The sequence below is a fragment of the Lactiplantibacillus sp. ME-2 genome (assembly GCF_022549155.1).
Lineage (GTDB): Bacteria > Bacillota > Bacilli > Lactobacillales > Lactobacillaceae > Lactiplantibacillus > Lactiplantibacillus plantarum.
In genome coordinates, this window is sequence record NZ_JAKZEQ010000004.1 from 65,471 (window position 1) to 92,031 (window position 26,561).

Consider the following 26,561-nt stretch of genomic DNA (forward strand, 5'->3'; position numbering starts at 1 on the left):
ACAAGCACAATTTTTCTATCAGACCGCTCCAGACACCCCGCTGCGCCACTGAATAAATGACGTAACAAAAAAGTACAAGCCAATATGGCCTGTACTTTTTAGTAGGTTATTCAAAATCCTTGATTTCACTGGGTTTGAGTAATTGCCATTCTTTTGAATAGAAGTCGTCATTAATCTGATAATGAACCGGCTTCGTCTTCTTAGTCAAGAATGGATCAACCTTTTGATCCACGGCTAACCAACCACGCCAGCCAAGATGAATCGTATCAGTCATGAAGTAGTCCTTACCACCGTCTTGGGTCAGGTCCAAGACGTTATTAAACCCTTGACTCTTCAACTGGTACTGAATCTTCTTGTCAAACTGAGCAATCATCTTCATTGACAGTCCGGTATAAGCAGACCAGCGCTGATTGATTGGTGGAATGATGAACAAGACATCGGTGTGTGTCTTTGCAAACTGATTCAAAACCAGTTGAAAATCGGCAAATTCTGGTGACTTCGTGTAATTCAAGTGTCGCTGTGAATCTTTGAGTCGCTTGTAATTACGCTTTAACTTCGTGTTCCAAAATTGATTGCTGATTTCAAGACTGTTCGAGTCCGTTTGCGCCGCACCGATTTTACCGGCTAATTGGTTTAACTGATTAAAGTTATATGTCGCTGGTAACTTGTTAGCTTGCGCATTGACAGTCCGTAAATTTTTGCCCGCAATTCCAAAACGTGAGAAGAACTCATCCTCACTGCCAAGGACACGTGCCTTATAGTTAATATACGTCATTTGTGCGCTCGTTGGTTTAAACCCAGCTGCCACACGTGCCAGGGCGCCTTCCAAAATGCGATCAGAAGAACCCGATGGCATCTGTAACAAACGTTGAGCGGCATACCGGTCCATTGCCGTATTCTGCTCATCCTGTAACCAATCAATGGTCTGCAGTGGTGAGTAATAGTACGAAAACGCATCTTTCCGCGTTCCTTGTGGCACAAACCATTGTGGCGAAATTACAAAGACGGCCTTCTTATTTGTAATCTGCTTTTTCACCGATTGCATAGCGAAATACTGCGTCAACGACTGGGTCCCCCGCGCACCGAGTAGAAATGGTCGGTAATTGCGGTGATATTTTGTTGCCAGTACGGACGGATGCATTGGATCAAATCGTGACCATTCTGAAGAACCAAAGAACGGGACATAGCCATCATCCAGCGCCTGTCGTTTAACTAACCGACCTTTTAATACGTTGGCTGACAAGGAAACGGCCGCTTTTTTCTCAGTATCCTTAGAAATATGGTTTAATCCAAATGAGAACGGTGAAAGCAGTACGGCCAATAATAAGACGGCTGCCAAAATAATTGGCCCAAAAATCTTAAAAAGGCGTTTGGCAACGTTCATTGCAAGTTCTCAACCTTTGCAACAATCTTAGCCGGTGTATCCCATTCTGACCGTTGAAATTCAGAGACCGGCACTTCGATTCCTAATTGATTTTGAAGTTCCAATAAAAGTTGGACGGAACCCATTGAATCTAAGATTCCTTCATCAAACAGGTTAACGTCCATGTTACTGGAAACATCTTCCCCCGTTAAGTCTGCTAAAATTGATAAAACCGTTGCTTTTGTATCATCCATTGTCATTACGCTCCCTTATTGTAATTATATTATGGCCGGGCTCCAAAGAATAACGTGTTCAAGAATCCTGAGAAGATCAAGAAACTGAAACAAACGACGTTAAACGTTAGGAAAATCGCAAAGTATTCCGTAAATTTATTAGACGGCAACTGCGCTTGATGTTTCTTCTTGTACCGTAACCAAGCATCGTTGACAACCATTGCTAAACCATGGAATAGCCCATAAACGATGTAATACCATGTTTCCCCGTGCCAAAACCCCATGATCAACATATTAATAACGTATGCCACGTTGGCAGTTGTGATCCGGCTCTTAAAGACCTTGTGTTTCATCATAAAGAATACTAACCGCATGTAGATGAAATCACGGAACCAGAAGGACAACGTCATGTGCCAACGGTTCCAGAAGTCTTTGATGTTCTTTGACTTAAACGGTTGATTGAAGTTCATCGGAGTTTCAACACCCATCAGGTAACTGATACCGACGGCAAACAAACTGTAACCCGCAAAATCAAAGAATAAATCCATACTATAGACGTACATCACACCGACTAACGCCCATGACATGCCGTGAGCTTGCAAGGCCGCGTGTTCAACGACAGGTAGCATCCGCGTACCAAAGATATAAGCCAAAATGAACTTATATAAGAATCCCAAGAAAATGTAGCGGACCCCTTTTTCAACTAACCCGAGATACTTTTCACGGGTCGGGACACTATCGTAATCCTTAACGAACCGCCGATACCGGTCAATCGGCCCGGACGAGATCGTTGGGAAAAACAGCAAGAACTGGCCAAACAGTACCGGATGGAATTCTTTAATCACCCCATCACGGGTCTCCATGATCATCTGGACCACTTTGAAAGTCAGGTAGGAAATTCCTAAGAAACCAATAATTGAATTAGCACCATGTGCCACGGCTGGTGTGATCTTAACGACAGCTAGTGGAATAATCGCTAAAATCACACTGACAACGAAAACCCAGCCCTTATTAGGTGAATCTGGTCGTTGTCGATACTTTGAGTACAACCAAACTAGTGTGATCTGATAGACCAAATAGATAATTAACGCGATCCCAGTGCGCCACTTAACACCACCAAAGGTCAGCATTAAGAAGATAAACGATATCAATGATTCATACCAATGGGATCGCCGACCATATAACAGACCAATCATTAACGGTAACAACGCGATAAAGAGCAGCACAAAGTACGTTGGGTTACCATATGGGTCAAAAGAAATCATTCTGGGTTAACCTCTTTAATGATCGACTTGACATCAATCTTACCGTTAGGCGTTAATGGCAAGCTCGTTTGATAGACGAACCGTTGTGGAATCATGTATTCCATCATCATTCCTTGTAGGTCCTTTTTAATTGCAGTGGTCAAAGCAAAGTCACTTTCGAAGTCATTCGGCTTTGGTACCACGTACGCAATCATTTGCGTTACTTTGTGCTCTTTATCGTATTTTGGAACGGCAACGGCTTGTTTAATATGCTGTTGCTGTGCTAAGAAGTGATCCACTTCTTCTAGTTCGATGCGGTAACCATGCATTTTAATTTGAAAATCAACGCGGCCACGATAACGGAACAGACCGTCCGCATCCATCGTGCCAATATCACCAGAATGATAGGCGGGTTGCCCGTCTAATTCAAAGAAAGCCTTGGCGGTCTTTTCAGGGTTGTTCAAATACCCCTTCGAAACGGATGGTCCGGCGATAATCAGTTCACCTTCCGTACCATTTGGAACCGCCTCACCATTTTCATCAACCACAAGTATCCGCGTATCAGCTTTGGCATAGCCAATTGGTAGCCGATCATACTGCGCTAATGCGGCATCCGTAATTTCAATTTGAGTTACCGCGACGCAGGTTTCAGTTGGCCCGTACGTATTGAAGATCCGGGCATCTGGGAACCGTTTCTTGAGTGTCGCCGCCGTCTTATGTGTGAGTTCCTCACCACAGAACAAGAAGTGCGTCAAAGTTGGCAAGTTTTCAGCATTAAACTTTGGTTCTAGCAAACAAATGTCCATAAATGATGGTGTTGAGACCCAAACGTTGATTGGTAACGTCGGCAACGCAGCAAACAATTGTTTGAAATCATCTGTCACGGCCTTCGGTAATGCGTATAGTGTCCCACCTAACGCTAAGGTTGGGTAAACGTCCATCACGGATAGGTCAAATGAATATGGTGGTTGCGACAGCGAGTTCGGCTGGTCAGGCAATCCGAAGTCATCACTCAACATCCAGTCAACGTAACTGACCAAGTTATCATGACTAATTTGGACCCCCTTAGGCATCCCAGTGGTACCAGAAGTAAAGATAATATAGTAATTATCATCGCCACTAACGACATGATCCGCTTGATAATCAACGGGAGTCGCAAAGATAGCCGCCAATTGATCTGGTGTAATCACAGGGGTTGTCCCGACACCGGTTGGCAAATCAGCAACGGCAATAACGGCAGCTGGCTTAGCAATCTCATTAATCATTGTTAACCGCTCATTTGGTGAATGTGTATCAATTGGGATATACGCCCGACCTGACTTCACAACTCCTAAGAAAGTCGCAATCATTTCAAACGTCTGACCACCAAACACAATAATTGGATCCTTGGCTGGTAAATCGAGCGTGTCAAGATGCGCCGCCAAGGCATCTGAATAAGCTTTTAATTCCGCATAAGTGTGCGTTACACCTTGCACATCATAAACCACGTTATTGGGTTGCGTCCGTGCATAATCATCAATCGTTGTAATGATGTTCTTAATCATAATTAAAACTCCCCCCAAACAATAGTGTTACTGCATCCATTTTTAAAATTCGTTGTAAATAAACTTCGCTTGGTTGATCCCACTATAACCGTAAAGATAAACCAAGGCGAGCATGACAGCAAAGTAAAATACTGTAAGTGCAATGAATTGAACGACCGGACGTTGAAACCAGCTTTTCAACTTTGCAAACATGCCATCACCTCCTCCACTAACCCAATGTGAGTTACTTAATATCACCCTTCATTAATTCCGTAAAAATCTTGTTGGCTGTTGCTTGAATACCAGCAGCTTTGCGATAGTAGTTACTCATTAATACAACACCAGTCTTCCCATCCGGTGAGAGGAAGATGCTGGATTCATAGCCATAACCCACCCCATGGGAGCGAATTCCATCACTTAGGTTATAAACACCACCACCATACTCACCAGTCGCTGTCCGTGTGTGTAGAATATCCACGTTCTGCTTGGAAATTAGTTTGCCTTTAAGAATCGCACTCTCAACCTTAAACAAATCTGCATTCGACATATAAACTTGTCCAGTACCTAACTCATTGGCCATCTGGGCTTTGCTTTCAGGCATTGTTTTCTTATAATTGGGACTGGTTTCACTGGTATCCGAACGATAACCGATTGTCGCATGTTTTCCGAGACCATCAATAACAAATCCAGTTTCGGTTAAACCAAGTTTATCAATAAAATGGGTCGTGAAGTAGTGTTTGTATGTTTGACCAGTAATTTGGCGAATAATACCTGCTAGCAACAAGAAATTAACTGATGAATAATTAGCCGTTCCGTTTTTTTCTGGATAATAATAAACATTATGCTTGGCATAATTGACTACTTTATCCTCGGATGAAAATTCCTTAAGGCCAGTGTTTAGGCGAAAGCCAGTCGTCATGTCTAACATTTGTCGAATGGTTGTTTGCCGCCCATGTTTCAGACTAGGATAAAATTTAGATATCGGATCAGTTAACTTCAGTTTTCCTGCCTGCACGAGTTGCATAATTCCTACCGCCGTCATCGACTTTTGGATTGAAAGAATCTGGTACTTCGAGTTAACTTGGTTACGTTCATTTTTAGCTTTATTAGCATAACCAAACGCACGATTATAAATCACATGATTATTTTTAACGACCATTGCAGATCCAACAAAATGGCTAAGCTTAAGTACCTTGGTCACTTGTTCATCCGTGTTCTTATTATTCGAAAACGTCGTCTGATTGACTTTACGACTCAGCTGGCTATTTTTTAGCGCCGCTTTCTTATTCAATGCTTTGTCAGCTTGACGCTTTTTAGCAATCGCTGCTTGCCGCTCTGTATGATAAACATAGTAACCGCCACCAGCACCCACAATCAGCAGTCCAAGCAAAACCGTTACTAAAAGTTTGCTTTGCTTCACAATGATTGACCTCCCCATTAGCTATCAATTACGAACTGATTGGTGATATTAGCCACGCCGCTAATAGGACGTAAGTTCATGTTATAGTGTAACAATCTACCGACCAATAGTGGCTAGGATGGCTCAAAAAGATCAAAATCCTACATTTTCGTTCGCTGATACGACATATTTGTAACGGTTTTGTAACATCAACGTTACGTTCCCCATAAGCTAGCAGCGTATTGCTTCACCTCCTTGACTAATTCTAGCACTCACTAATCCCCGGACGACAGGATAACGAAACAGTTTGCACAAAAACCGCGTTACTGAAAGGTCACTTAATAAACAGGCCGGAGTGCTTGATTGACACTAAAAAAAGCTGAACAATCCTCATCACATTTTTGTGATGGGCATCGCCCAGCTTTTTGTATATTTCTGGAATTAGTTCGCTCGGTTAAACACCCCGAAGCTTGTCAAATAACGAACTCTTGCCATTGCCAGCAACTGATTTGCCGCTAGCTTTAGCAAAGGTCTTCAAAGCTTCTTTTTGACCCTTGTTCAAGTGCGTTGGCGTTTCAATATTAACGGTAACGCGTTCGTCGCCGTTGCCATTGCCACGTAATCGTGGTGCGCCTTTACCACGTAACCGGAAAGTTGTCCCCGTCTGAGTACCAGCTGGGATCTTCAACTTAACGTCCCCGTGAACCGTCTTAACTTGAACTTCATCACCAAGAGCGGCCTGAACGAAGTCGATCGGCAACTTGAAGTAAATCGTCGCGCCATCCCGTTCAAAGTCCTTACTTGGCTCAACTCTGAAGATAATGAATAAATCACCATAAGGGCCACCATTCGTTCCCGCTTCACCTTGATTTTGAAGCCGCATTTGTTGGCCTTCTTCAACTCCAGCAGGAACCGTCACTTTGATGGAATGACTTTGTTCAGTATGACCAGAGCCACCACAAGTGGCACACTTGTCCTTGATTTCTTTACCAGTTCCATGACAAACGTCACAAACTTGTTGGCTCATCATTCGACCGAGTGGCGTATTAGTCTGTACCTGAATATAGCCAGCACCATGACATTTCGAACAGGTCACTGGTGACGTTCCTGGCTTGGCACCAGAACCACCACAAGTCTCACACTGTTCCTCACGATTGTAGGTGATGGTCGTCTTCTTACCAAAGATCGCATCTTCAAACTTCAGTGTCATCTCATACTGTAAGTCTCGGCCTTGTTGCGGGGCCGTTGGGTTAGAACGCCGTGAACCACCAGCGCCACCACCGAAGAAGGAACTGAAAATATCTTCAAAGCCGCCACCGCCGCCGAAGCCACCAAAGTCTTGACCGCCGAAACCGCCGGCGCCACCGAAGCCTTGTTGGCCACCAGTCGATCCGAATTGATCATACTGTGCCCGCTTCTGGGCATCGCCTAACGTTTCGTACGCTTCATTGACAGCTTTAAACTTTTCTTCCGCGCCAGGTTCATGATTCAAATCAGGATGATACTTCTTCGAAAGCTTGCGGTACGCCTTCTTGATTTCGTCCTGACTGGCATCCTTTTCAACACCCAGAACCTTATATAAGTCTTGCTCTGCCATTGTAACCTCCTAATGAACCTTAATTAAGTCTCATTAATACTAGCATATTTAAAGCAAAAAGGCCAAAGCCACGTGGCCTTGGCCTTTTTGTTCTGCCGGTGCTACTTCTTATCCTTGTCTTTATCCAAGTCTTCGAAATCACCGTCAACCGTGTTGTCATCACTGCCCTTGGCTGAGTTGGCATTGCCAGCAGCATTACTGTCGGCACCGCCTTGTGCACCCTGAGCTTCTTGAGCTTGTTGATACAACTTAACTGATAAGTCCTGAACGATCTTGTTCAAGTCGTCCTTCTTGGCCTTCATTTCGTCAATGTTGTTATCATCTTGAGCTTTCTTCAAAGCATCACGAGCATCTTTGGCTTTCTTAACTTCATCTTCTGAAACCTTGCCTTCAAGATCTTTCAAAGTCTTGTCGGTAGTAAAGATCAATTGGTCAACTTCGTTCTTCAAATCAACTTCTTCTTTACGTTTCTTATCGGCTTCTTCGTTTTCCTTGGCTTCCTTGACCATTTGATCAATTTCGTCGTCAGAAAGACCCGATGAACTCTTGATGGTAATCTTTTGTTCTTTATTAGTTCCCATATCCTTAGCAGATACGTTAACGATCCCGTTCTTATCGATGTCAAACTTAACTTCGATTTGAGGAACACCACGAGGTGCAGCCGGAATATCCGTTAATTGGAAGCGACCTAACGTCTTGTTATCCGCTGCCATTGGCCGTTCACCTTGGAGCACGTGAATGTCAACAGCTGGTTGGTTATCAGCCGCCGTACTAAATACTTGCGACTTGCTGGTTGGAATCGTCGTGTTACGGTCAATCAACTTAGTGAAGACCCCACCCATGGTTTCAATACCAAGTGAAAGTGGCGTAACATCGAGCAAAACAACGTCTTTAACATCACCAGTGATCACACCACCTTGAACAGCGGCCCCTAAAGCAACCGCTTCGTCAGGGTTGATAGAATGGTTAGATTCTTTGCCAGTCCACTTTTCAACAGCTTCTTGAACAGCTGGAATCCGAGTTGACCCACCATTCAAGATGACAACGTCTAAGTCACTAGCCGATAAATCAGCATCCTTCAAGGCATTTTCAACAGGAATGCGCGTCTTTTCAACTAGGTCAGCAGTTAATTCATTGAACTTAGCACGTGTTAACGTGGTTTCCAAATGCAATGGGCCACTAGCACCAGCGGAAATAAATGGCAAACTAATTTGAGCTTCAGAAACACCTGAAAGGTCCTTCTTAGCCTTTTCAGCAGCATCCTTTAACCGTTGTAAGGCCATCTTGTCTTTTGATAAATCAACACCGTTGTCAGCTTTAAAGCCATCAACTAACCAGTCGATAATCTTTTGGTCAAAGTCATCACCACCAAGGTGGGTATCACCATTTGTGGATAATACTTCGAAGACCCCGTCGCCTAATTCCAAGATGGAAACATCAAAAGTCCCACCACCAAGGTCATAGACTAAAATCTTTTCATCTTTGTCTGTCTTATCCAAACCATAGGCTAAAGCTGCCGCCGTTGGTTCGTTAATAATCCGTTCAATGTTTAAGCCGGCAATCTTACCAGCATCCTTAGTTGCTTGCCGTTGGGCATCATTAAAGTAAGCTGGAACAGTCACAACGGCCTTTTCAACCGTGTCACCCAAGTAATCTTCAGCAAAGCCCTTGATATATTGCAAAATCATTGCTGAGATTTGTTGTGGGGTGTAGTCCTTACCTTCGATGCTAACTTTGTAACCAGCTTCACCCATGTGACGCTTGATTGAAGCTACCGTATTCGGGTTAGTGATTGCTTGCCGCTTGGCAACTTCACCAACTTGAGTTTCGCCATCTTTGAATGCCACAACTGAAGGAACCGTCCGGCCACCTTCAGGAGTGGTGATAATCTTAGGTTTATTACCTTCAAGAACCGCTACCGCAGAGTTAGTAGTCCCGAGGTCAATCCCGATAATTTTATTACTTGCCATAAATTAACAAACCTCTTTTTAATTTAGTATTTTTATTGATTAATTACTGTGCCACAACAACCATTGCTGGACGGAGGGTCCGGTCTTTCAATAGGTAACCCCGTTGTAAGACTTGTACTACCGTATCAGCTGGATGATCATCATCAACTGGCACCGTTTGAACAGCTTGGTGAATATTGGGATCAAACTTTTCGCCCGCAGCCGCAACTTCGGTGACCCCATGTTTTTTCAAAGCATCCTGTAAATGGCCATAGACCATTTCGACACCCTTCTTCAACTGTTGGGCCGCTTCATCGTCAGCTGGCGTTGCCAAAGCCCGTTCCAAGTTATCCAGAACTGGTAAGACATCCTTTGCAAGTGCTTGACCGTCATATTTCAACAGCGCCGCTTGTTCTTTTTTGTTGCGGTTTTGCATGTTGACGATCTCCGCCTGTGCACGCAATAACTGGTCATCTTTCGCATCTAATTGCGCTTTGAGATCAGTAATTTGTTGTGTCGGATCGACCGCTGTCGTTTGCTCAGCTTGATCATCAGTCGCACTCGTCGCTGCCTGCGTCGCTTCACTGGCAGTTGACGTTGCTGCTGAATCAGTTGTTGACGCTTGTGAATCTTCCGACGTCGTCCGCGTTGATTTCTTTGCCAATGTTTTCATCTCCCTGTCCGTCACTCGTCAAAGTACCGGTAATAATCTAATAATTTGCGGGCTAATTCTCGTTGGAACGCACCCATCAGTCCAATCATCCGTGAATACGGCATGGCGGTCGGCCCGAGCAAGGCAATCACACCTTGTCCGTGTTGATCAACATCGTAAGTTGCGGTAATTAAACTGTAGTTCTTCAACAAATCGTTGGTGATCTCATTACCGATTCGGACTTGAATCCGTTGACCGGGTGGACCAATCACGTTAGCTAACCGGTCCGTTTGGTCGAGTAACGAGTACAATGACTGTAACTCTTTAGGGCTCTGCTGGTCCGTATAGTTGAACAAATTCAACTTACCACCAACATAAAAGCGCTCGGAAGCTGCCTTGGACAACACACTGCCAAAAATATCTAAGAAACCATCTGGATCTTGCAAATACTGTGCAAGTTTTAACGGAATCTCATGCGTTAATTGGCGGAGGACGTCTTGTAACGGCAGGCCAACCAGTTGATCGTCGATGAAACGAACGACCGGTTCCAGCTCATCGCCGGTAATGTCACTAGGAATAGTAAACGTCTGGTTTTCAACGTCACCATTATTCGTCACTAGAATCGCCATTACTTGATGATTCCCCAACGGAACGAGTCTGAAACCACTCAACCGACTATCTTTAAGTTCAGGTCGCAATGTAAAGGTCGTGTAACTTGTCAGTTGCGACAAGATATCCGCCGACTGAGCAACGATCTCATCGATCTTGTGAAATTCACCGCCTAATGAATGTTGAATCACCTTCAAGTCTTTGCCATCCACCTTTTCAGGCTTTAGGATATGGTCAACATAGTACCGATACCCCTTAATCGATGGAATTCGCCCTGAAGACAAATGCGTTTTGACGATTAATCCTAAATCTTCTAGTCGGGCCATTTCATTACGAATTGTCGCTGAACTGACCTTGATCGGTAGTTCTTGAACTAGCGATTTGGATCCAACTGGATTACCGCCCTCGGTATAGTCACGGACAATGGCCTTTAAAATTAGGCTTTGTCGTTCAGTTAACGTGATCATCACCTCTTTTTAGCACTTAACTTAATGGAGTGCTAACACAATTACTAATATAACAACCACCCTGATGAAAGTCAAGGAAAGACAAAGTATTTCTAGAAAAGAATGCTTAAATTATTAGGACCCCAGTCCCACTATGACTGGACTTATTTGACCGTCGCCCCCCAATTAGCACTCCTTACTTACGAGTGCTAATATACACCCTCACCCTTCACAATGCAAGCATGGTGCCTAGCAGACTACTCGCTTTTCTGCTGCCATTACTCAGCACACCAGCCACAACAAAAAAATCTCAAGAGTTACAGACTCTCGAGATTTTTGACTAGCCTGATGTACATTGCCAACAGACATTCTAGTGAAACCTGGCCTTAACGGTAATCAGCTTTCAAACTAATCAACGTTCAGCTTTATTAATGGCATGATCAATGGTTTCATTATCAAATTGTTCTTGTAAGTACGCTTCATTGTCGATTGGCAAGTGCACATGAAAGTCAGCAAAATGTTGAACTTTCAGCGTCGCTTGTTCGACTTCAAACCCCAGCAAGTGTCCACCTAATTGATGGTCTTTACTTAGAAAGTGTAAGTGAAAGCCACCGACCGTAGCGCCTTGGAACAAATGCGGTGCGTAGTAGCCAATAATCGTTCCGTCAACATGTTCACCGGTGAATTCCGGTTGTGTTGCCGTTGCCGCGACTAATGTTTTGTACGGTGGCTCCTGACGAGGCGCGACTCGCGTCTTGACTTTTGCAAAGGTCCCATCGACGCGAATAGCCGCAAACACGTTGGTCAAACGATAGTCATGAACCACTTGTTGCTCGAAATCAGTTTGTGTGATTGCAGCTAATTGCGCACTAATATCAGGCTTTTCAAAGTGCACCGATGCAAATGGTAACGTCTCTTCGGGCTGAATTTCACGAATTTGACCATCCTCACGTGCTTGATAGGCGTGACCTCCTAGAATAATCACTTCACCATTGAGACCGTCTAACGTCCCAATACCCGTATCACCATGGGTTAAGAGTTCACCAGCCGTAATCGTCCCGTCAAATAAGCCGGGAACAAGTAAGCCTAATGTGCCGTGTTGAAAAATTGTTGTTGTGTCCATTCATTGTGCCTCCAAACGATTTGATTGTTGTGCAACTTGAATCCGGGGTGTGACCACAAAGGGATGCGCCACATAATAGTCACGGGTGTTTTGTTCATCCCGCTTTAATTGCGCAACCAAGGCATCCGCCCCAGCAAATTTAATTTCACCGCGCATCCGGTGCCCCCAACGCACCGTTAAATTGTGGCCATAAAGATCTCCTTGGAAACCTAATAAGTATATTTCAACCGTGATTGGTCGGTGATCACCAAACGTGACATTTCGTCCAATTGAGGCCATTCCCATAACCCAGCGTGTCCCAATCTGCACCATCGTCGCGTAAATGCCAATTCCGGGAACCCGGGTATTGGGCCCGTGAGCAACGTTGGCCGTTGGAAAGCCGAGCGTTCGGCCCCGCGCTTCACCATGAACTACTTCGCCGGCAGTTTCATATTGATAGCCCAGTAACCGGTTAGCCGTATCGATATCTCCCGCGTCCAAAGCGCGGCGAATCCGCGTGGAACTGATCTTTTCAGCATCTAATTCCGCCTTAGGAACTTCAATGATTTCAAACCGGTTATGACCATAGTCATTCAAACGCTGCATATTTGCAATTTCAGCTGGCCCGTACGTGTAATCAAAACCAGCAACCACCGTTTGTGCGTGTAATCCAACAATTAACTGATCGACAAACGTTTGGGGTGGCATGGCACCGACCGTGGCATCAAAGTGAAGTACATATAAGATGTCAACGCCGAGCTCACTCATCAATGCCGTTTTTTGATCAATTGTCGTTAAATAACGGACTTGCTGCGGATCAGTGTGTTTAAAAACAACTGACGGATGCTGGTCAAACGTCATCACCGCTAGTTTGGCGTGTTGCGCCTGAGCGGCCTGGCGTGCCGTTGCAACGACTTGCTGATGTCCACGGTGAACGCCGTCAAAAAATCCTAAGGCCAATACGATTGGTCCTTCGGGAATCTGACTCAACGCCACGGGATACTTTAAATTAATCACCTGCATGACAAAAACTCCTTAATTGACCGCAAACATTTTGAACGGCTTGTACCGCTGTTCGTCCGGTCGATAACTATATAGACATTTTAGGCTGTTTTGGTAAACTAACGCAACCATCGTGTTCGCATCTGGATCAGTTTGTTGCCCTTCTGCCGCCGTAATAAAGGCCCCATTTTTGACCCGTTGCCACTGCTCATCCGTTAACGTGACTCGCGGGTACTGACTTAAAGCTTTATCGATTGGCGCCAATAATGCTCCGGCCGTTCCAGCATCGACGTGGGCCGCGATTTCCTCAAAGGTCACGGTTTCATCTAAAGTAAAGCCGCCACTCCTTAATCGGGTCAAATCACTCATCACAGCGGGTACCCCGAGCACTTTGCCGACATCCACCGCTAGCGTGCGAACATAAGTCCCTTTACTACAAGCGACCGTAAAATAGATCGTCTGAGTCTGGGTTGCCGAGTCATAGGTAGATGCCTGCCGTTGCTTGAAGCTGCTAATTGTGATATGCCGTTCTGGGCGCTCGACAGTTTCACCACTGCGCGCATAGTCATATAAACGCCGCCCATTTACTTTTACTGCTGAAAACATCGGTGGAATTTGCGTAATGGCCCCCGTCATCTGTGCCAGTGCAGCATCAACTTGGTCACTTGTGAACGGCTCTGTGACCGCTTGGCGCGCAATCTCCTCACCATCTAAATCTTCAGTAGTCGTTGCAAATCCGAGGGTAATGCTCCCTTGGTATTCTTTGCCAGAAGCCACTAAAAATTGCACAACTTTAGTCGCATTCCCAATACAAATCGGTAAAACGCCATCCACATTTGGGTCCAGTGTCCCTGAATGACCTACTTTGCGGGTCTGATAGAGTCGTCGGATTTTAGCGACACAGTCAAAGCTCGTCATCCCACGAGGTTTATATAATGGTAGAATCCCGTTCAACATAAAAAACGCCTTCAATCATTTAAATTCGGTTTCTAGTGGCAGCCAATCGCCGTGCCACGGATTCGATCGTTCTTAATCGACGGTTTTCAGTATACCACACCTCACAAATATGTAAGCGGATTATCACAGAATTCAAAGCCCTGAGCACCACAACTAAGATACCCAAAATCGACACGCTGGTCCACCACGTATGTGCCTGACAAAGCCGTATTTAACTCATTGATCCAGAAAACCGTGAGCTTAATCCCTATTAGTCAAATAAAACGACTGAAAAACAAGAATCGCACAAATTAGTCCCCTTATCAAGGGGATACCGCGCGGGACCGTCCCTAATTACGCCGATGACTTTCAACATATGCTGCCATCAAAAAAGCGTGCAACGGCCTTAGTGTGGCTGATGTACGCTTATTCAATGTTATCGTTTTAAAATACAACCGGCACGCTAACCACAGTTGACAGTTACATGGTTCTTCAAGCCTGGAGCGCAACTGGTTGCTGATTCAGCCACTGCTGAATTTGGCGGGCAATCTGCTGGGGTGTCAGTTGATCGGTTGCGATTGTCAAATCGGCCGCAGCGGCATATAAGGCTTGGCGCCGCTGCTTCAACGCAATCAGTGCCCCTGTATCCAATTCATTGACAAGTGGTCGGCTAGTATCATTTTTAACACGGTTAATAGTGGTTTGATCACTAGCCGTCAACCAGATAACTGGCACCGCGCTTTGTTTCAGACTAATTGCATTCATTGCAATGGTCGGAGTACCACCACCGGTCGATAAAATCCCGGGTGTTTCGAGTGCTTGGAGCAAAGTCTGATGCTCCAATTGCCGGAAGTACCCCTCTCCTTGCTCCGCAAAAATAGTCGTAATCGACCGTCCCGCCCGCTGAACAATCAAATCATCTAAATCAGCATGTTTAGTTGCTAACCCGGCCGCCAAAAGCCGACCGACCGTTGTTTTCCCACTACCCATAAATCCAATTAAAATTGCTCGCATTCTTAATTCCTCCTTACAATCTGATAACCCGCATCAGCTAACAACGACGATGCTTGTGTTCTCGTCTTTAGATCACTAAATGTCAGTTGCAAGACACCATCAATCTCTTCACGAATCTCTAAAATATGAATATTGACTAAGCTCAGCTGAGCCTGTGCGAGCCGCTGAGTGACATCCGCGAGAGCGCCAACACGGTCGGGGACGTTCAAAAACAAATCATAAAAGTTTGGTAGTCCTCCCAACTGTTCCGGTCCCAAGTGATCACGCGTCACCTTAGCTGTCGCAAAAAATTCGTACAATGTTGCTTGATCATGCACCCTAATGGCTGTCTTGATGCGCAACAGTTGGTCAATATAATCCTGCAATTGATTGGTTATTAGTTCAGCATTAGTCATCAGGATGGCCGCCCACATCGTGGGGTCCGAACTGGCAATCCGAGTAATACTTTTAAACCCACCAGCCACTAATCGCAACCCGAGTGCCGAATCTGCCAAAGCCACCTGAGTCTGATCAACTAAAGCCGCAGCGACAATATGTGGCAAATGACTTAACTGTCCTACAATCCGGTCATGCTGTATTGCAGTGACCGTCAACCATTTGACGTGAGTCGCTTGTAACAATGCTTGCAGCCGTTGAACGGCTGCTTGATTAGTCCGGCCCGGCACCAACAAGTAAAAGGCGTTCTCGAATAAGTTGGCGCGGCCAGCCGTCACACCCGATTTATGTGAACCCACCATTGGATGACCGCCGATGAAAGTCACACCGTGCTGTTGTATGGCAAGCGCGGCATGCATCACCACTTGTTTAGTACTCCCGACATCCGTCACAAGCACCCCTGCCTTGAGTGGCATCATAGCCAGTCGGTGCAAGTCTGCAACGATCACATCAACTGGCCCCGCTAAAATAATCACATCAGCGTCGCTCGCGACCGCGGCCAAATCAGTGCCGCTAGCATCGATCATACCCTGTTGACGCGCATAACTCAGGCTGACATCGTCACGATCAATCCCAATAATGTGCACCGTGGGATGGGCCTGCTTAATGCTTAGTGCCAACGAACTGCCAATTAGCCCCAAACCTTTGATCAATACAGTTGTCATCTTCACACCCCCTGGCTTAAACGTGCTAAATCTTCAAAGAACGTCGGGTATGAAATGTTCACAGCTTCGGCGGACTCTAGTTCGGCGGGAGCGGCTAATCGCAACGCTGCAATTGCCATCATCATACCGATTCGGTGATCGCCATGGCTGGCTAATGGCTCGGTCGGCTGCCGCCAAGACTTGCGACCATCAATCACGAAGCCATCCGGTTGCGAAGTGATCTGAACACCAAGTTTTCGAAGCTCGGTCACAATCGTTGCAATGCGATCGGTTTCCTTGACTCGTAATTCAGCAGCCCCACTGATTGTGCTAATACCATTCGCAGTCGCAGCCAACAATGCAACTAGTGGCAATTCATCGATTACGGCAGGAATTTCAGTAGCAGTGACTTGGACCGGGTGCAGTTGTGCAAACCGCACGTCAAGCGTGCCAACTGGTTCGCCCATCCAGTGTTCATGATCGACCGTCACTTGACCACCCATCCGGCGCAAAATGTTTAAGAAACCCGTTCGTGTCGGATTCAGTCCCACGTTCGTTAACCGGACATGTGAATTTGGAATAATCGTCGCGGCTGTCACGAAAAAAGCAGCCGAGGAAAAATCACCAGGAATCGTTAGTGACCGACCAACCAAGACTGGCTGCGGTTGGACCGTGATTGTTCGTTGATCAGGCGCCGTTTCAATTTGACCACCAAATTGTTGCAACAACCGTTCAGTATGGTCACGAGTCGGTAATTTTTCAATAATCGTACTTGATTGATCGGCTTGCAGGGCTGCTAAAATCAAGGCGCTCTTAACTTGTGCACTAGCGACCTGCATCTCGGTACGACTACCATGTAAAGTCCGACCAGTGATCGTCATCGGTAAGTGCCCGGCTGTTAATTGTACCTGCGCCCCCATGGCTTGTAATGGTTGACGCACTCGCTCCATCGGCCGTTGACTAAGGGACGTATCGCCGACCAAGGTCGTCTCAAACGGTTGACCGGCTAACAACCCAGTTAATAAGCGAGTGGCCGTCCCCGCATTCCCCATGTCTAATGGTTGTTGTGGTTGGGTCAGCCCACGTAAGCCGCGGCCACTGATCGTAACGGTCGTATCGACACGCTTGATTGGCACCCCTAACTTTTGCAGCGCCGTTAAAGTCGATAAGCAATCGGCGGCTGGCAAAAAGTGGTGCAAGGTCGTCGTCCCTTGACTAATTGCCCCTAAAATCAAGCCTCGATGTGAGACACTTTTATCGCCTGGTACACTTAAGTCACCTTGTAACCCACTAGCTGGTTGAATACTTAGTTTTTTTATCATTAATCATCATCACCTAATTTATTTGATAGACGCACCACACCATCGAAGGTGTCAAACGTGCAAGTTCACGTTCATGAGTCGTCAGTGTCACGTTTTTCTCATTAGTTAGCACGTAGGCCGCCTGATTACGTTGATAAGCCTGATACGCTAAATACTTACTGGCGACTGTTTGCACCACGACCTGATGCACGACCCTCGTCAACAATTGGGCGGTCGCTGCATGCGTGTAACCAATTTGATTATCGGCATTTACTCGTTGGAGCACGACGAGTGGATCGAGCTGGGTCATAAAACAACTGGTCAACGTTAATTGGGACAATAATGCGTAATGTATATCCCCCCAACTGGCATTCAGTGTGTCTGATTTGAAAGCAGCTGGTATCACCAGTTGGTCACCAGAATAGGCCGTTAAATCAGTTAAAATGGTTTCAAAGCTCGGGTGTTCGACAATCACCGCTTGGTCCTGCCAGTTGCGATGATTATAAACTTGCGCGGCCGCGTAACTATCCGTGGCGGTCGGGCCTAAAGTATGAATCTGCATAGGCCCTCCTAATATTGCCGGAGTTCTTCGCGGTATGCCGTCACTGTTTGCTGGAAGCGAGCTAAGTTACTCCCGTCAAACGTTGCCATCAATGCTCGCGTTAATTCAATCGCTACCACACTTTCAACCACAATCGAGGCGGGGACGATGGCCGTCGTGTCTGAACGCTCTACGCTCGCCTTTTGGCTGACTTTGGTCGCGATATCCACACTTTGTAATGGTTTGTAAAGTGTTGGAATCGGCTTCATGGCGGCCTTAACAACAATCGGCATTCCGTTAGTCATGCCACCTTCAAAGCCGCCCAAATGATTGGTCAACCGTGACCAGCCGGCGTGTTCATCCCAACTAATCTCATCCATCACTTGGCTACCATAATGGCTGGCAGCCGCAAATCCATCACCAATTTCAACACCTTTCATGGCGTTGACTCCCATCACTGCTGCAGCTAACTGTCCATCTAATTTGGTATCCCAGTTCGTGTAACTGCCCAAACCAGCCGGCACATTTTCGGCAACGACCCGGATAACACCACCCAAGGTATCCCCGGCCTTCTTCGTTGCTGTGATCAGCTCATGGATTTCGGGAACCAAGGCCGCATCTGGTAATCGCAAATCATTTTGCGCGATTTGGGCTTGTAATTGATCAACGGATAGTGTTAAATCGGCCGTCACTTGCTTAGGGCCAATTTGTTGAACGTAGCCAACTAGGTGAATATCTAGCTGCGCCAATAATTGCTTACAAATCTGACCGATAGCCACTCGCATGGCTGTCTCACGAGCTGAGGAACGTTCTAGCACGTTTCGTAGATCGCGATGACCATACTTCATTCCGCCTACTAAGTCAGCATGCCCCGGACGTGGACGAGTGACTTGCCGCAACGTATTGGTTGCCGTAGCTGGACTTACCGGATCCATGATTGCTGCCCAGTGCGCGTGATCGCGATTCATAATCGTTAATGCAATCGGGGAACCTAGCGTAACACCGTGCCGCACGCCACCAGTGATTTGGACGGTGTCATGTTCGATCTGCTGGCGATTGCCGCGGCCAAACCCACCTTGCCGGGCTGCGAGGCCTGTATTAATGGCATCAATGTCTAGCTGTAAGCCAGCCGGAATACCGGTCAGCACCCCTGTCAATTGAGGCCCGTGCGATTCGCCTGCCGTAACGTAATTAATCATGATCAATATCCTCCTTGTGTAAATTCGTGTGTAAATCCGTCTGATATGCGCGTGAGTTATGCATAATTGCTTGATAAATAGCTTGTAAATAAGGGGTATGCGCGGTCTGGGTACTCTTCACCGCAACTTGTTGTAACACCCGTTGTTCACGTTGCTGGTCTAATACCGGAAGTTGCTGTTGTTGCTTCAACTCCCCGATGGCTGTAACCGTCTCAAAACGTTGATTGAGTAATCGGACGATTTGCTGGTCAATATGATTGATACGTTGGCGTTCTTGACTAAGTGTGGTTGGGACATGTAGCGCCCATACAGCTAGGCCGACCTGCATCACGCCACCCGCAGCAGTAAACCCAAACCCGAAAGCCGCCAGCATGGACAGCCCAGCCGCTGGACTATAACAGATAACCGCTAACGCCAACAGCGAGCCGCCATTCATTGCCAACAACAATTTGGTTTCTGCCACCCCACGACGTAACAACCAGAAAATCACAATAACGCCGGTGATTGACCCAATGCTGTAAAGTGAAAGCAACCAGTGCGCTAACACTGACGAAAAATGCAACGTCGTAGTGGCAAACAAGCTGACCCACTGCGTGTAGAGGATCATAAGTGCCATCGAAGTATACCCATAACCAGCTAAACCAACTGTCGCCAACCAGCGCCGGTTCTTAAGTGGTTGCTGGGATACGCCCGTTCCGGCTTGAGCAGCTTGATTTTTTAGTGGAAACTGCTGCCGATTCAACAGGATACTGTTGACCACTAGGATTGCCGCGGCCAGGATAAATGACCAGCCATACCAGATTCGTTGTGCTTCAAAGTTGGCAACGAGCAGTGGTAATAAGAATTCACCGGCAGACATGAAGGCCTTTAACAAGACATTGGCTGAGCCTTGCCGCCCACCCATTTCAATAAACGTCGTGTAGGTTCCCGCATCCAACGCGGAGTTCGCAATACCGGCCAAAATCGCCAAACCGTATGCCAGCTGAATATTAGTGACCAATGCCATCCCCACAAAGAACGTGAAGTAGCAAGCCATACCAAGATTGACGAAGACTTTACGGCCAAAACGGTCTGATAAATTTCCCAGAATAAAGTAGGCTAGTAAGCGACCAATGCCAATACCAGAAATGACATAGGAAACCGTCGCTAACGGGGTCTGCCAGTGTTGACTTAACGCTTGCATGTTTTTCGTTAAAATAATTAAGCCAATACCATGAATAAAGTAGTTTAAGTAAAGACTGATTGATAATTGGTGCTGACGCATGAATAACAACTCCTTCGTGGAAATAAAAAAAGCCGGCTAGATTGTGAAAATCTAGCCGGATCATCAAAATTTAATCCTAATTGATGATATTATTCCAGCTAGACTCACGGTGTCTAGCTGGCCAAGATGAATTGACTCCGCTTAGACACGAACGTAGGTGCCGTCCGTATCTAAGGTTCCAACACGGGCGCTACCTAAAATAAGCAAAGCCATAATAATAAGTTGCGTTGAATGCTAACGTCGTCATAATCATCTATCCTTTCCGTTTCATTGATTGTTTATATTAAAACATTCTCATTTTGATTCGTCAACCCTAATTTAATTTTAATTTTGCAATTAAGAAATCATTTTCGCTTGTAAAAGCGCCACGATGCGTAATTCGCCTCATCCTACTACTATTTACAAAAATCGTCTTCAGTACGACTACTCATTAAACCAATTGTTTGCGACGGTCGCGAGCATGCTACCTTGATTAGTCAGTCTACCGACAACGTTCAAGCAGCGTGTGGCTGACTAGTGTGGCCTGCAATCAGCACCATCTAAACCGTTGAACCTCAGTGATTGGCAGCGGACGGCTCCATTCAATTTGAACACAAAAATAGTCGCTGTCAATCCATCTGGATTCACAACGACTATTTTTCCAGCGCCTAATCTTGACGCTTTAAGTTATTAATTAATTCATCAATCCGGCTACCGTATTGAACCGAGTTGTCGCGCTCAAAAGTTAATTCCGGGGTTTTATAGATGCTAAGTCGTGAGCCTAATTCACTACGAATTAATCCCGTCGCCTTAGTCAATCCAGCCGCCGTCTTTTCACCATCGGATGCCTTATCTGACAAAATACTGTAGTAGATGGTCGCTTGTTGAAGGTCGCCAGTTACCGTTACACCGGTAATGGTTACACCCGCAACCCGTGGATCACGAACCCGTTTTAACAAAATATCATTAACTTCGCGTTCGATTTCCTGTTCCAAACGACCAACACGATAATGTTGTGCCATCTGCTAATCCCCCTTTTAAAGGTTATTCAACTGGAACTTCCTTCATCACGTAAGCTTCAATGACATCGTTGACTTTAATATCGTTGTAATCTTCGATTCGAAGCCCAAGTTCAAAGCCTTGTTTAACTTCCTTAACGTCGTCCTTGAAACGCCGTAAGCTAGCTAACTTGCCATCATAAATAACGACACCATCACGAATGACCCGCACACCAGAATCCCGGTGGATGACACCATCAGTGACCATCCCACCACCAATCGTACCGATCTTAGAAACCTTATAGATTTCACGGATTTCGGCTTGACCAGTGATTTCTTCTTTATAAGTTGGTTCGAGCATTCCCTTCATCGCGCTCTCGATTTCATCGATCGCGTTGTAGATAACTTGATGCAAGCGAATATCAACATCGTCAGTATCGGCTTGGGCTTTGGCTTGTGGTGTTGGCCGCACATTGAACCCGATAATAATCGCGTTACTTGCTTCCGCCAAGGCCACGTCACTTTCGTTGATCGCCCCAACCGCTGTATGGATGATATTGACCCGCACACCTTCAACGTCGATTTTACGTAAACTACCAGCTAAAGCTTCAACAGAACCTTGAACATCAGCCTTAATAATCACGTCAACTTCCTTAAGTTCACCTTGTTTCATTGAATCAAACAAGTTATCCAAGGTGACGTGAGCAGTTTGCTTCCGTTCTTCCATCAATGCCTGCTTAGCACGTTGTTCACCAGCATCACGGGCCGTCTTTTCATCATCAAAGACCACGAAGCGATCACCAGCATCCGGCACATCATTCAAACCAGTGATTTCAATTGGCGTCGATGGCACGGCTTCCTTGATCCGCTTACCATGGTCATTGGTCATCGTCCGGACTTTTCCGTAAGTATTCCCCACAACAATTGGATCACCAACATGCATGGTCCCTTGTTGAACAAGTAACGTTGCGGTAGAACCTTTTCCACGGTCAAGACTAGCTTCCAATACAGATCCCGCAGCATTTTGCTTAGGGTTGGCCGTTAATTCAAGCACTTCTGACTGAAGTAAAATCATATCCAACAATTCATCTAGGTTCTTACCGAACTTCGCTGAAATCTGAACAAAGATTGTATCGCCACCCCAATCTTCAGGAATCAGACCATATTCAGTCAATTGTTCCATCACGTGGTTAGGGTTGGCACCCGGCTTATCAATCTTGTTAACGGCAACGATGATTGGTACTTTAGCAGCCTTAGCATGGTTGATGGCTTCGATTGTTTGTGGCATGACCCCATCATCAGCAGCAACTACTAACACTGTGATGTCAGTGATGTCAGCACCACGCGCCCGCATTTCAGTAAAGGCCGCGTGTCCTGGCGTATCCAGGAATGTAATAACCTTACCATCATGCTTAACTTGGTAAGCCCCAATAGCCTGAGTGATCCCACCGGCTTCGCCCTCTGTAACGTGAGTATGCCGCAATTGGTCCAATAGGGTCGTCTTCCCATGGTCAACGTGTCCCATGACCGTAACAACCGGTGCCCGTGGCGCCAAATTGTCGGTATTATTAACTTCATCATCAAAGAACTTGTCCAAATCGGTCACATCAACTTGGACCTTTTCTTGCGCATTGATCCCGTAATCAGTGGCTAAGATTTCAATCGTATCTTTATCCAAGGACTGATTTTGGTTAACTGCAACACCTAACATGAATAACTTCTTGATAATTTCAGCAGGCTCACGGTGCAATAATTTACCCAAATCCTGGGCATTCATGCCGACCGTGTAAACCAGTGTTTCTGGCAACGGCTTGTCCTTACGAACTGGCACTGGCTTATTATTGACCTGGCGGATCCGTTGATTCTTATTGTTCCGGCTCTTATTGTTCCGGTTGTTACGCCGACGGTTATTGTTGTTACCGCCACGATAACGACCACCACCGTTATTGTTGCTATTCAAACTACCACCAAAGCGGCCGCTGCCATTACGCGAACTATTATTCGACCCATTGCTCCGGTTACTGTTGTTATTATTGTTGTTCGTCGTAGTCCGGTTGTTGTTCCGGTTCTGACCACCATTATTGCTTCGATTACCAGTATTGTTGGTGCGGTTGTTACTCGTATTTGAGCGATTGTTATTATTAGACCGGTTATTATTATTGTTGTTAGACCGGTTCGTATTGCTCCCACCGTTATTACGAGCACTGTTGCTCCGTGAAGCATTGGCCGAACGATTGCCGTTATTACTGTTAGTACGGTTACCGCCGTTATTGCTTCGATTACCGTTACTATTACGACTTTGACTATTATTTTGGTTATTATTACGATTATTATTCAAAGAATCACCACTCTGTTGATGACGCGAGTTGGATTGCTGCTGATTAGCAGTTCGTGTCACATTTTTTGCTACGGCTTGCGTAGCCCGACTCGTTTTAGCTGGAGCCGGTTGAGATTTAGGATGGGTAACTGTGGTCGTGCCTTGTAACTGGCGCGCCTCACTGTCACCGAGTGTCGACATATGATTTTTGACGGAGAATCCCAACTGCTGTGCTTGCGCAATCAGCTGTTTACTTGGGACGTTGAGCTCCTTCGCTAACTCATAAATTCGCTTTTTCCCCATATCTTCACCCTCCTTTACTGTGTCATGATCGCCACCATTTTCTTGGCAAATCCGGCATCGGTAATTGCATAAACAGTGCGCTTATTACCAGTAGCCGTATTTAATTCTGCTTTAGTAAAGGTATCGATCACTGGAACATCATAAGATTGGGCCTTATCATGAAACTTTTTGGCAGTCGTGGGACCGGCATCGCTGGCAATAAAGACCAGTTTAGCCGTCTGATTACGAATTGCAGCCAGGGCTAGCCCTTCGCCTGCAATTTGCTTGCTGGCACGCCGTGAAAGGCCCAGTAGGTTTAAACAAGCTTGCTTAGGCGTCATTTCCGAAGAGTTCCTTTCGGGCTTGTTGATGATCAACATAAGCCACTAACTCATCGTAAAAGTCTGCACCCACTTTGATACCAAACGCCTTATCAAAAGTCTTTTCTTGCTTGGCACGTTGTGCAACTTGTACGTCTAAGGCAATGTAGGCGCCGCGTCCCGGCTTTTTACCAGTCGGATCAACGGACACTTCATCCTGCTTATTCTTAACGACCCGGACTAAGTCTTTTTTGGGATGCATTTCACCCGTCACAATGTCCTTTCGTAACGGCACTTTTCTTTTTTTCATAATCCCAGACCTCCTTTAGTTACTTCACTCACTTAGTGACGAACTTATTCAGCGTCACTTGCTGATTCATCCACAGCGGTTTCTGAGGCAGGCGTCGCCACGGCTGCGTCGGACGTTGCTGGTTCCTCATCTTCGCCGGCATCGGACTGCACTGCCGCGTCAGCTGCTGCTTCAGTCGTTTCCGTTTCGGCAGCTGCAACATCATCAGGGTTTGCATCCATTATATCAGAAGCTTCGGTTTCCGATTTAATATCGATCTTGAACCCGGTCAATTTAGCAGCTAAACGAGCATTTTGACCACGCTTACCGATTGCCAATGATAATTGATAATCTGGAACAACCACGGTACAACCCCGCTCATTTTCAGGATCAAAAATAACATCCAAAACTTCCGCTGGGTTCAATGCATTCGCGATAAATACGGCTTGATCATCCGTCCATTCCACGATGTCCATATTTTCGCCGTGTAATTCATTGACGATCGTTTGAACCCGTTGTCCCTTGGGACCGACGCAGGTACCGACTGGATCAACGTTAGGATTGTTTGAACGAACAGCAACTTTCGCCCGATCACCGGCTTCACGTGCAATCGAAACGATTTCAACGATGCCATCGAAAATTTCAGGAACTTCTTGTTCAAACAAACGTTTCAACAAATCTGGTGCAGTCCGCGAAACGAATACTTGGGGGCCCTTCGTTGCGTTTTCAACTTTCGAGACGTAAACCTTAATTTTGTCATGAATCCGATAAACTTCACCAGGTAACTGATCAGAACGACCCATGACCGCTTCTACTTTGCCCAAACTAACGTAGACAAATCGGTTATCTTGGCGCTCAACTTCACCAGTGACGATTTCATTTTCATACTGGCTGTATTCGTCATAAATAATGCCACGTTCTGCTTCACGAACTCGTTGCATGATGACCTGCTTAGCCGTCTGCGCTGCAATTCGGCCGAAGTTCTTCGGTGTTACTTCAAATCGAATATCATCACCGATTTCGTAGGCTCGGTTGATAGCCAATGCATCTTGCAAACTAACTTCTAAACGTGAATCAAAGACGTCTTCAACCACTTCTTTAACGGCATAAACGTGAATATTACCCTTAATTTGGTCAAAGTCAACTTCAACGTTTTGAGCCTGGCCGTAATTACGCTTATAGGCTGAAACGAGTGCCGCTTCTAAGGCTTCGATGACAACTTCTTTTTTAATGCCCTTTTCTGATTCGAGGGTGTCTAAGGCCCCTAATAATTCCTTGCTCATGTGTAGACTCCTTTACTTATTTAGAACTTTACCGCTAAGCGGGCTTGTGAGATTTGTTCTCGGTTGATCGTCACCGTCTTGTGACGTGTCTTATCCAAGTAATCGATGGTCAAAGTGGTCGGCGTCACCGCCGTCAAATCACCTTCAAAAATTTTCTTACCATCCAACTTCTGGTATAAGCCAACGTGCACGTACTTACCAATAGCATTTTGAAAATCTGCTTCCTTCTTCAATGGGCGTTCCGCACCAGGAGAAGAAACTTCCAAAAAGTAAGCTTGGGGAATGGGATCAGGCTCCATCGCATCTAGCTTTTCACTAAGTTCATCACTAACCATTGCACATTCTTCAATATTAATGCCGCCCGGTTTGTCAATGTATAATCGCAAATACCAGCTTTGACCCTCGCGAACAAATTCAAGATCCACGAGTTCAAACTGGTGAGCACTGACAATGGCTGCGGCCACTGGCTGAATGGTTTCAACAACATTACTACTCAAGGCTGCGCCTCCTATTCAGATTAGTCCAATAAAAAGAGTGAGCATCGCTGCTCACTCGTTAACGAGTTTTAAATTACAACCCATATATTAGCACAATTATGTTGAAACCGCAAGTTTACGCCATTTATAGCATTTAGCCGTTA

Annotated in this window: 25 protein-coding genes; all 25 read right to left on the bottom strand. The window is 45.9% G+C overall.

The features are described from left to right. Positions 1 to 106: 106 nt before the first annotated feature. The 25 genes from dltD to rimP all read right to left on the bottom strand — a co-directional run bounded on the left by dltD (position 107) and on the right by rimP (position 26,418). Positions 107 to 1,384 (bottom strand): D-alanyl-lipoteichoic acid biosynthesis protein DltD, encoded by a 1,278-nt coding sequence (gene dltD, locus MMY95_RS02410; protein WP_003640704.1) that lies wholly within the window; start codon positions 1,382 to 1,384, stop codon positions 107 to 109. Beyond that, positions 1,381 to 1,623: a D-alanine--poly(phosphoribitol) ligase subunit DltC gene (dltC, locus tag MMY95_RS02415; RefSeq protein WP_003640705.1), complete on the bottom strand. Its 243-nt coding sequence runs from the start codon at positions 1,621 to 1,623 to the stop codon at positions 1,381 to 1,383. The genes dltD and dltC overlap by 4 nt, the downstream gene beginning before the upstream one ends. 23 nt (positions 1,624 to 1,646) lie before the next feature. Further along, positions 1,647 to 2,861 carry a D-alanyl-lipoteichoic acid biosynthesis protein DltB gene (gene dltB, locus MMY95_RS02420; RefSeq protein WP_003640706.1) on the bottom strand — a complete coding sequence of 405 codons (1,215 nt, stop codon included), beginning with the start codon at positions 2,859 to 2,861 and terminating at the stop codon, positions 1,647 to 1,649. After that, a complete protein-coding gene (gene dltA, locus MMY95_RS02425) occupies positions 2,858 to 4,384 on the bottom strand; it encodes a D-alanine--poly(phosphoribitol) ligase subunit DltA (protein WP_003644487.1) in 1,527 nt (508 codons plus the stop codon). Before dltA ends, dltB begins: the two co-directional genes overlap by 4 nt. Positions 4,385 to 4,426: 42 nt before the next feature. Further along, positions 4,427 to 4,576 (bottom strand): teichoic acid D-Ala incorporation-associated protein DltX, encoded by a 150-nt coding sequence (locus MMY95_RS02430; RefSeq protein ID WP_003640708.1) that lies wholly within the window; start codon positions 4,574 to 4,576, stop codon positions 4,427 to 4,429. A gap of 31 nt (positions 4,577 to 4,607) precedes the next feature. Continuing rightward, complete coding sequence (locus MMY95_RS02435; RefSeq protein WP_080371162.1) at positions 4,608 to 5,783, bottom strand: serine hydrolase domain-containing protein; 1,176 nt, start codon at positions 5,781 to 5,783, stop codon at positions 4,608 to 4,610. Between the two features lie 433 nt (positions 5,784 to 6,216). Beyond that, on the bottom strand, positions 6,217 to 7,359 hold the full coding sequence (dnaJ, locus tag MMY95_RS02440; protein ID WP_003640710.1) for a molecular chaperone DnaJ: 1,143 nt from the start codon (positions 7,357 to 7,359) through the stop codon (positions 6,217 to 6,219). A 101-nt stretch (positions 7,360 to 7,460) separates the two neighbouring features. Then, a complete protein-coding gene (gene dnaK / locus MMY95_RS02445; RefSeq protein WP_241277479.1) occupies positions 7,461 to 9,329 on the bottom strand; it encodes a molecular chaperone DnaK in 1,869 nt (622 codons plus the stop codon). A 43-nt stretch (positions 9,330 to 9,372) separates the two neighbouring features. Next, on the bottom strand, positions 9,373 to 9,972 hold the full coding sequence (grpE, locus tag MMY95_RS02450; protein ID WP_074028720.1) for a nucleotide exchange factor GrpE: 600 nt from the start codon (positions 9,970 to 9,972) through the stop codon (positions 9,373 to 9,375). Positions 9,973 to 9,992: 20 nt separating this feature from the next. Continuing rightward, entirely contained in the window at positions 9,993 to 11,036 is a 1,044-nt protein-coding gene (hrcA, locus tag MMY95_RS02455; protein WP_003640713.1) for a heat-inducible transcriptional repressor HrcA, read from the bottom strand. 391 nt (positions 11,037 to 11,427) lie between these two features. Further along, positions 11,428 to 12,138, bottom strand: a complete 711-nt coding sequence (budA, locus tag MMY95_RS02460) for an acetolactate decarboxylase (RefSeq protein ID WP_003640714.1) — start codon at positions 12,136 to 12,138, stop codon at positions 11,428 to 11,430. After that, positions 12,139 to 13,140, bottom strand: a complete 1,002-nt coding sequence (gene ribF, locus MMY95_RS02465) for a riboflavin biosynthesis protein RibF (RefSeq protein WP_053267835.1) — start codon at positions 13,138 to 13,140, stop codon at positions 12,139 to 12,141. 12 nt (positions 13,141 to 13,152) lie between these two features. Then, positions 13,153 to 14,076 carry a tRNA pseudouridine(55) synthase TruB gene (truB, locus tag MMY95_RS02470; RefSeq protein WP_080371161.1) on the bottom strand — a complete coding sequence of 308 codons (924 nt, stop codon included), beginning with the start codon at positions 14,074 to 14,076 and terminating at the stop codon, positions 13,153 to 13,155. A 471-nt stretch (positions 14,077 to 14,547) separates the two neighbouring features. After that, complete coding sequence (locus tag MMY95_RS02475; protein WP_063851686.1) at positions 14,548 to 15,069, bottom strand: shikimate kinase; 522 nt, start codon at positions 15,067 to 15,069, stop codon at positions 14,548 to 14,550. 2 nt (positions 15,070 to 15,071) lie between these two features. Continuing rightward, the gene (locus MMY95_RS02480; RefSeq protein WP_241277480.1) at positions 15,072 to 16,169 is read right to left on the bottom strand and encodes a prephenate dehydrogenase; all 1,098 of its coding nucleotides are present in this window, start codon (positions 16,167 to 16,169) and stop codon (positions 15,072 to 15,074) included. Between the two features lie 2 nt (positions 16,170 to 16,171). Beyond that, positions 16,172 to 17,470 (bottom strand): 3-phosphoshikimate 1-carboxyvinyltransferase, encoded by a 1,299-nt coding sequence (aroA, locus tag MMY95_RS02485; protein WP_053267834.1) that lies wholly within the window; start codon positions 17,468 to 17,470, stop codon positions 16,172 to 16,174. 13 nt (positions 17,471 to 17,483) lie between these two features. Beyond that, positions 17,484 to 18,011 carry an amino acid biosynthesis protein gene (locus MMY95_RS02490; protein ID WP_053267833.1) on the bottom strand — a complete coding sequence of 176 codons (528 nt, stop codon included), beginning with the start codon at positions 18,009 to 18,011 and terminating at the stop codon, positions 17,484 to 17,486. An 8-nt stretch (positions 18,012 to 18,019) separates the two neighbouring features. Beyond that, positions 18,020 to 19,189, bottom strand: coding sequence for a chorismate synthase (gene aroC, locus MMY95_RS02495; RefSeq protein WP_053267832.1), 1,170 nt, complete (start codon positions 19,187 to 19,189; stop codon positions 18,020 to 18,022). Then, the gene (locus MMY95_RS02500) at positions 19,182 to 20,453 is read right to left on the bottom strand and encodes an MFS transporter (RefSeq protein WP_241277481.1); all 1,272 of its coding nucleotides are present in this window, start codon (positions 20,451 to 20,453) and stop codon (positions 19,182 to 19,184) included. The genes aroC and MMY95_RS02500 overlap by 8 nt, the downstream gene beginning before the upstream one ends. Before the next feature lie 647 nt (positions 20,454 to 21,100). Next, positions 21,101 to 21,454: a 30S ribosome-binding factor RbfA gene (gene rbfA / locus MMY95_RS02505; RefSeq protein WP_003640723.1), complete on the bottom strand. Its 354-nt coding sequence runs from the start codon at positions 21,452 to 21,454 to the stop codon at positions 21,101 to 21,103. Between the two features lie 22 nt (positions 21,455 to 21,476). After that, complete coding sequence (gene infB, locus MMY95_RS02510) at positions 21,477 to 24,050, bottom strand: translation initiation factor IF-2 (protein ID WP_053267831.1); 2,574 nt, start codon at positions 24,048 to 24,050, stop codon at positions 21,477 to 21,479. A gap of 14 nt (positions 24,051 to 24,064) precedes the next feature. Further along, positions 24,065 to 24,370: a ribosomal L7Ae/L30e/S12e/Gadd45 family protein gene (locus MMY95_RS02515; protein ID WP_003640725.1), complete on the bottom strand. Its 306-nt coding sequence runs from the start codon at positions 24,368 to 24,370 to the stop codon at positions 24,065 to 24,067. Further along, positions 24,360 to 24,659 (bottom strand): YlxR family protein, encoded by a 300-nt coding sequence (locus MMY95_RS02520; RefSeq protein WP_003640726.1) that lies wholly within the window; start codon positions 24,657 to 24,659, stop codon positions 24,360 to 24,362. The genes MMY95_RS02515 and MMY95_RS02520 overlap by 11 nt, the downstream gene beginning before the upstream one ends. Before the next feature lie 44 nt (positions 24,660 to 24,703). After that, entirely contained in the window at positions 24,704 to 25,921 is a 1,218-nt protein-coding gene (gene nusA / locus MMY95_RS02525; RefSeq protein ID WP_003644496.1) for a transcription termination factor NusA, read from the bottom strand. Positions 25,922 to 25,941: 20 nt separating this feature from the next. Continuing rightward, positions 25,942 to 26,418 (bottom strand): ribosome maturation factor RimP, encoded by a 477-nt coding sequence (rimP, locus tag MMY95_RS02530; RefSeq protein ID WP_003640728.1) that lies wholly within the window; start codon positions 26,416 to 26,418, stop codon positions 25,942 to 25,944. Positions 26,419 to 26,561 lie beyond the last annotated feature (143 nt).

What these genes read in the sequence shown, in the direction of transcription:
- dltD (WP_003640704.1), bottom strand. Translation starts at nt 1,384, where the DNA reads ATGAACGTTGCCAAACGCCTTTTTAAGATTTTTGGGCCAATTATTTTG.
- dltC (WP_003640705.1), bottom strand. Translation starts at nt 1,623, where the DNA reads ATGACAATGGATGATACAAAAGCAACGGTTTTATCAATTTTAGCAGAC.
- dltB (WP_003640706.1), bottom strand. Translation starts at nt 2,861, where the DNA reads ATGATTTCTTTTGACCCATATGGTAACCCAACGTACTTTGTGCTGCTC.
- dltA (WP_003644487.1), bottom strand. Translation starts at nt 4,384, where the DNA reads ATGATTAAGAACATCATTACAACGATTGATGATTATGCACGGACGCAA.
- MMY95_RS02430 (WP_003640708.1), bottom strand. Translation starts at nt 4,576, where the DNA reads ATGTTTGCAAAGTTGAAAAGCTGGTTTCAACGTCCGGTCGTTCAATTC.
- dnaJ (WP_003640710.1), bottom strand. Translation starts at nt 7,359, where the DNA reads ATGGCAGAGCAAGACTTATATAAGGTTCTGGGTGTTGAAAAGGATGCC.
- dnaK (WP_241277479.1), bottom strand. Translation starts at nt 9,329, where the DNA reads ATGGCAAGTAATAAAATTATCGGGATTGACCTCGGGACTACTAACTCT.
- hrcA (WP_003640713.1), bottom strand. Translation starts at nt 11,036, where the DNA reads ATGATCACGTTAACTGAACGACAAAGCCTAATTTTAAAGGCCATTGTC.
- budA (WP_003640714.1), bottom strand. Translation starts at nt 12,138, where the DNA reads ATGGACACAACAACAATTTTTCAACACGGCACATTAGGCTTACTTGTT.
- ribF (WP_053267835.1), bottom strand. Translation starts at nt 13,140, where the DNA reads ATGCAGGTGATTAATTTAAAGTATCCCGTGGCGTTGAGTCAGATTCCC.
- truB (WP_080371161.1), bottom strand. Translation starts at nt 14,076, where the DNA reads ATGTTGAACGGGATTCTACCATTATATAAACCTCGTGGGATGACGAGC.
- MMY95_RS02475 (WP_063851686.1), bottom strand. Translation starts at nt 15,069, where the DNA reads ATGCGAGCAATTTTAATTGGATTTATGGGTAGTGGGAAAACAACGGTC.
- MMY95_RS02480 (WP_241277480.1), bottom strand. Translation starts at nt 16,169, where the DNA reads ATGACAACTGTATTGATCAAAGGTTTGGGGCTAATTGGCAGTTCGTTG.
- aroA (WP_053267834.1), bottom strand. Translation starts at nt 17,470, where the DNA reads ATGATAAAAAAACTAAGTATTCAACCAGCTAGTGGGTTACAAGGTGAC.
- MMY95_RS02490 (WP_053267833.1), bottom strand. Translation starts at nt 18,011, where the DNA reads ATGCAGATTCATACTTTAGGCCCGACCGCCACGGATAGTTACGCGGCC.
- aroC (WP_053267832.1), bottom strand. Translation starts at nt 19,189, where the DNA reads ATGATTAATTACGTTACGGCAGGCGAATCGCACGGGCCTCAATTGACA.
- MMY95_RS02500 (WP_241277481.1), bottom strand. Translation starts at nt 20,453, where the DNA reads ATGCGTCAGCACCAATTATCAATCAGTCTTTACTTAAACTACTTTATT.
- rbfA (WP_003640723.1), bottom strand. Translation starts at nt 21,454, where the DNA reads ATGGCACAACATTATCGTGTTGGTCGTTTGGAACAGGAAATCGAACGC.
- infB (WP_053267831.1), bottom strand. Translation starts at nt 24,050, where the DNA reads ATGGGGAAAAAGCGAATTTATGAGTTAGCGAAGGAGCTCAACGTCCCA.
- MMY95_RS02515 (WP_003640725.1), bottom strand. Translation starts at nt 24,370, where the DNA reads ATGACGCCTAAGCAAGCTTGTTTAAACCTACTGGGCCTTTCACGGCGT.
- MMY95_RS02520 (WP_003640726.1), bottom strand. Translation starts at nt 24,659, where the DNA reads ATGAAAAAAAGAAAAGTGCCGTTACGAAAGGACATTGTGACGGGTGAA.
- nusA (WP_003644496.1), bottom strand. Translation starts at nt 25,921, where the DNA reads ATGAGCAAGGAATTATTAGGGGCCTTAGACACCCTCGAATCAGAAAAG.